This is a genomic window from Actinacidiphila polyblastidii (assembly GCF_036353415.1).
Taxonomy (GTDB): domain Bacteria; phylum Actinomycetota; class Actinomycetes; order Streptomycetales; family Streptomycetaceae; genus Actinacidiphila; species Actinacidiphila polyblastidii.
Map to the genome: position 1 here is coordinate 1 of NZ_JAZEWV010000067.1, position 4153 is coordinate 4153.

At 76.7% G+C, this 4153-nt stretch carries 2 protein-coding genes; both read left to right on the top strand.

The features are described from left to right. The coding region (locus tag V2S66_RS34180) for a beta-ketoacyl reductase (RefSeq protein ID WP_330800978.1) at positions 1–2360 on the top strand (2360 nt) is incomplete at its 5' end. After that, on the top strand, positions 2353–4153 hold a 1801-nt coding region (locus V2S66_RS34185), incomplete at its 3' end, for a type I polyketide synthase (RefSeq protein WP_330800980.1). The genes V2S66_RS34180 and V2S66_RS34185, both read left to right, overlap by 8 nt.

Sequence of the window (4153 nt, forward strand, 5' to 3'; positions counted from 1 at the left end):
CGACCATGGACGCCGCCGCGACCGCGGGGGCGCTGGTCACCGGGACGCTCCGGCGCGACGAGGACAGCACTGTCAGATTCCTCGCCTCCGCCGCCGAGTGGTGGGCGCACGGCGCACCCGTCGACTGGTCGGCGACACCTGCCGTCGCGGCCGCAACGGCGGCCGCGGCAGCCGTCGACCTGCCCTCGTACCCCTTCCAGCGCCGCCGCTACTGGCTGGAGCCGCGTCCCGTACCCGCACCCGCTCCGGCGCCGCTGGACGCGCTGCGCTACCGGGTGGCGTGGCAGCCGGTGGAGACCGCGGCCGGAGCGGTCACCCGTGACGGCTGGGTGCTAGTCGTCCCCGAGCGGTACGCGACGCCCGGCACGGCGCGGTGGGCGGAGCTGCTGCGTGACGAGCTGACGGCGCGCGGGGCCGCCGTGCGGGTGGTCACCGTCGCGGGCGGCACACCCGAGGCGCAGGCCCGGGCCCTGGACGAAGGACTCGACGCGCCGCCCCGGCCCGCCGGCGGGCCGCCGCTCGGCCGGGTCGTCTCCCTGCTGTCCGCAGGCGCCGGCTTCGCCGACGGGTCAGGCGTCCTGCCGTGGGGGGTGACCGCGACCCTCGAACTGCTGCGGGCCGTGGACCGGCACGGCGGTGCGGGCGCGGTCTGGTGCGCGACGCGCGGCGCCGTGTCGGTGGATGCGGTGGACGCCGGCGCCGCCCCGGATGCGCTCGGGTCCGACGCCGACGCGGTCTCCGGCGCCGGCGCGGGCGGCGAGCACGATCCCGACCCGTACCAGGCCATGGTGTGGGGGCTGGGGCGGGTGGCGGCCGCGGAGTACCCCAGGGCGTGGGGCGGTCTGCTCGATCTGCCCGCGGAGCCCGGCCGGGAGGCGGCCCGGCTGGCCGTCGACGTGCTGCTCGGGGGCGTCACCGAGCAGGAGGTCGCGATCCGCGGCTCCGGCGTGCGGGGGCGGCGGCTGGTACGGGCGCCGCTCGCCGGCCGGCCCCCGGTGCGCGACTGGCGGCCGACGGGGACGGTCCTGATCACCGGCGGCACCGGGGCGCTGGGGCGGCACGTGGCCCGGCACCTGGCGCGGGCGGGCGCCCCGCATCTACTGCTGCTGAGCCGGTCGGGACGCGAAGCGCCCGAGGCGGCACGGACCGAGGAGGAGCTGACCGCGCTGGGCGCGCGCGTCACCTTCGCGGCGTGCGACGTGGCGGACCGCGGCGCGGTGGCGGCGGTCCTCGGCGGTCTGCCCGAGGAGCTGCCGCTGACCGCGGTGGTGCACGCCGCCGGCTACCTCGACGACGCCCCTCTCGGTTCGCTGACGGCAGGCCAGCTCGACGGCGTGCTGCGCGTCAAGGCGGGCGGCGCGCTCGTACTCGACGAGCTGACACGGGACCTGGACCTGTCCGCGTTCGTGCTGTTCTCCTCGGTCGCGGGCCTCAGCGGCATCGCGGGACAGGGCGGTTACGCGCCGGGAAACGCCTTCCTCGACGCCTTGGCGGTGCGCCGCCGCGCCGCCGGGCGGCCCGCGACGGCCATCGCCTGGGGGCACTGGGCGGGCGAGGGCATCGCGGCGCCCGACGTGGAGGCCCGGTTGCGCGCCCAGGGCGTGCTCAGCCTGCGCCCCGACCTCGCGGTGCGGGCGCTCGCACAGATCCTCGACCACGACGAGACGTCGGTCGCCGTCCTGGACTGCGACTGGAACGCACCGTCCTGGCCGCCGGCGCTCGTCGGCGGCCTGGCGGGACCGCGGCCCGCGGCGCCCCCGGCCGGGCCGGCCGGTCCGGGAGCGGAGGACGGGGCGGCCGAGCCCGGTGCGGACCTGCGGCGCGCGCTGGCCGCCGTCCCGAGCACCCGGCACCGGGACACGCTGCTGGAGCAGCTGCGGCCGGTGATCGCCGCGGTGCTGCGCCACCCCTCGCCCGAACTCATCACACCGGAGCAGAAGTTCAAGGACCTGGGCTTCGACTCGCTCACCTCGGTGGAGCTGCGCAACGCCCTGGAGCGGCGGACCGGCCTGCGCCTGACCGCCACCCTCGTCTTCGACCATCCGACGCCGGGGGCGCTCGCCGACCACTTGCTCGGCTCGCTCGCTCCGCAGGCCGGGGCGGACCTCCTGCTCGCCGAACTCGACCGGCTCGCACTCCTGTTGGCCGACGCAGCCGCGACGGGCCCCGACCGCGGCGCGGTCGGCGAGCGCCTGAAGCGGCTGCTGGCCGGCTGGCAGGCCGCGGCCGGGCCGGCGCCCGGCGCCCCCGCCACCTCCGACATCGAAACGGCCACCGACGACGAACTCATCGGACTCCTCGCAGCGGAGTTCGACATCTACGGGCCGGACGGCCCGGGACAGGGGCACTCCCATGAGTGACGACCAGATCCGTCACTTCCTCAACCGCGTGACGGCCCAACTCCGCGAGACACGTGCACGGTTGCGCGACCTGGAGGACATGCGGAGCGAGCCGGTCGCGATCGTCGGCACGGCCTGCCGGTTCCCCGGCGGCGTCACCAGCTCCGGGGAGCTGTGGGATCTGGTGGCGGCCGGCGGCGAGGCCATCACCGGCCTTCCGGCCAACCGCGGTTGGGACCTTGAGGGCCTCTACGACCCCGATCCGCAGACGCCGGGCCGCTCGTACGTGCGCGGCGGCGGGTTCCTGCACGACGCGGACCGGTTCGACGCGGAGTTCTTCGGCATCAGCCCGCGCGAGGCGCTGGCGATGGACCCCCAGCAGCGGCTGCTGCTGGAGACCGCCTGGGAGGCCTTCGAGTCCGCGGGCATCGATCCCGCCCTCCTCCGCGGTTCGGACACCGCGGTGTTCACCGGCCTGGTGTACGGCGACTACGCGCCCCCGGGCAGCCGGATACCGGCCGAGTTGGAGGGGCACGTGGTGACGGGCAGCGCGACGAGCGTCGCCTCCGGGCGCATCTCCTACACCCTGGGCCTGGAGGGGCCGGCGGTGACGGTGGACACCGCGTGCTCGGGGTCGCTGGTCGCCCTCCACCTGGCCGTGCGCTCGCTGCGGGACGGCGAGTGCTCGCTCGCCCTGGCAGGCGGCATCACGGTCATGTACACGCCGGATGACCTCGCCCAGTTCGCCCGGATGCGCGGGGTGTCCGCGGACGGCCGCTCCCGGGCGTTCGGCGCGGGGGCCGACGGCTTCGGCATGGCCGAGGGCGCGGGCCTGGTCCTGGTGGAGCGGCTGTCGGACGCGCGGCGCAACGGCCACCGCGTGCTGGCGGTGATCCGCGGCAGCGCCGTCAACCAGGACGGCGCGTCCAACGGCCTGTCCGCGCCCAACGGACCGTCCCAGGAGCGGGTCATCCGGCGCGCGCTGGAGTCCGCGGGGCTGTCGCCCGAGGACGTGGACGTGGTGGAGGCGCACGGCACCGGCACGAAGCTCGGCGACCCCATCGAGGCGCAGGCGCTGATGGCCACGTACGGTCAACGGCCGCCGGACGCGGAGCCGTTGTGGCTGGGCTCGGTGAAGTCCAACATCGGGCACGCCCAGGGTGCGGCCGGCATCGCAGGCGTCCTCAAGATGGTGGAGGCGCTGCGCCACGGCGTGCTGCCGCCCACGCTGCACGCCGATCCGCCGTCTCCTTTCATCGACTGGTCGGCGGGCGCGGTGCGCCTGCTGACCGAGCCGCGGGCGTGGCCGAGCACGGGGCGGCCACGCCGGGCGGCGGTGTCGGCGTTCGGGATCAGCGGGACGAACGCGCACATGATCCTGGAGCAGGCGCCGGAGGAGCCGGCACCGGTGGAGGAGGAGGGGGCGGCCGGTGAGGCGTCGGCGGTGCGCCTGGCGGGTGCCGCGGCGGTCACTGCGGACAGGGCGGTCACTGCGGTGGTGGCGTGGCCGGTCTCCGGGCGTACACCCGAGGCGCTGCGCGCGCAGGCCGCGCGGCTGGCCGAAGCGGTCGCCGCGGACCCGGACGCAGCGGTGGACGACATCGGACGGGCGCTGGCCACCAACCGCGCAGCCTTCGACCACCGTGCGGTGGTGGTGGGTGAGGGGCGTGCGGCGCTGCTCTCGGGGCTGCGGGCGCTGGCGCAGGACGGTGACTCACCCGCGCTGATCCGCGGCACCACCGCCGACAGCGGCACGGGGGCGAGCAAGACCGAGGGCGGAGTGCGGCCGGTGTTCGTCTTTCCCGGGCAGGGCG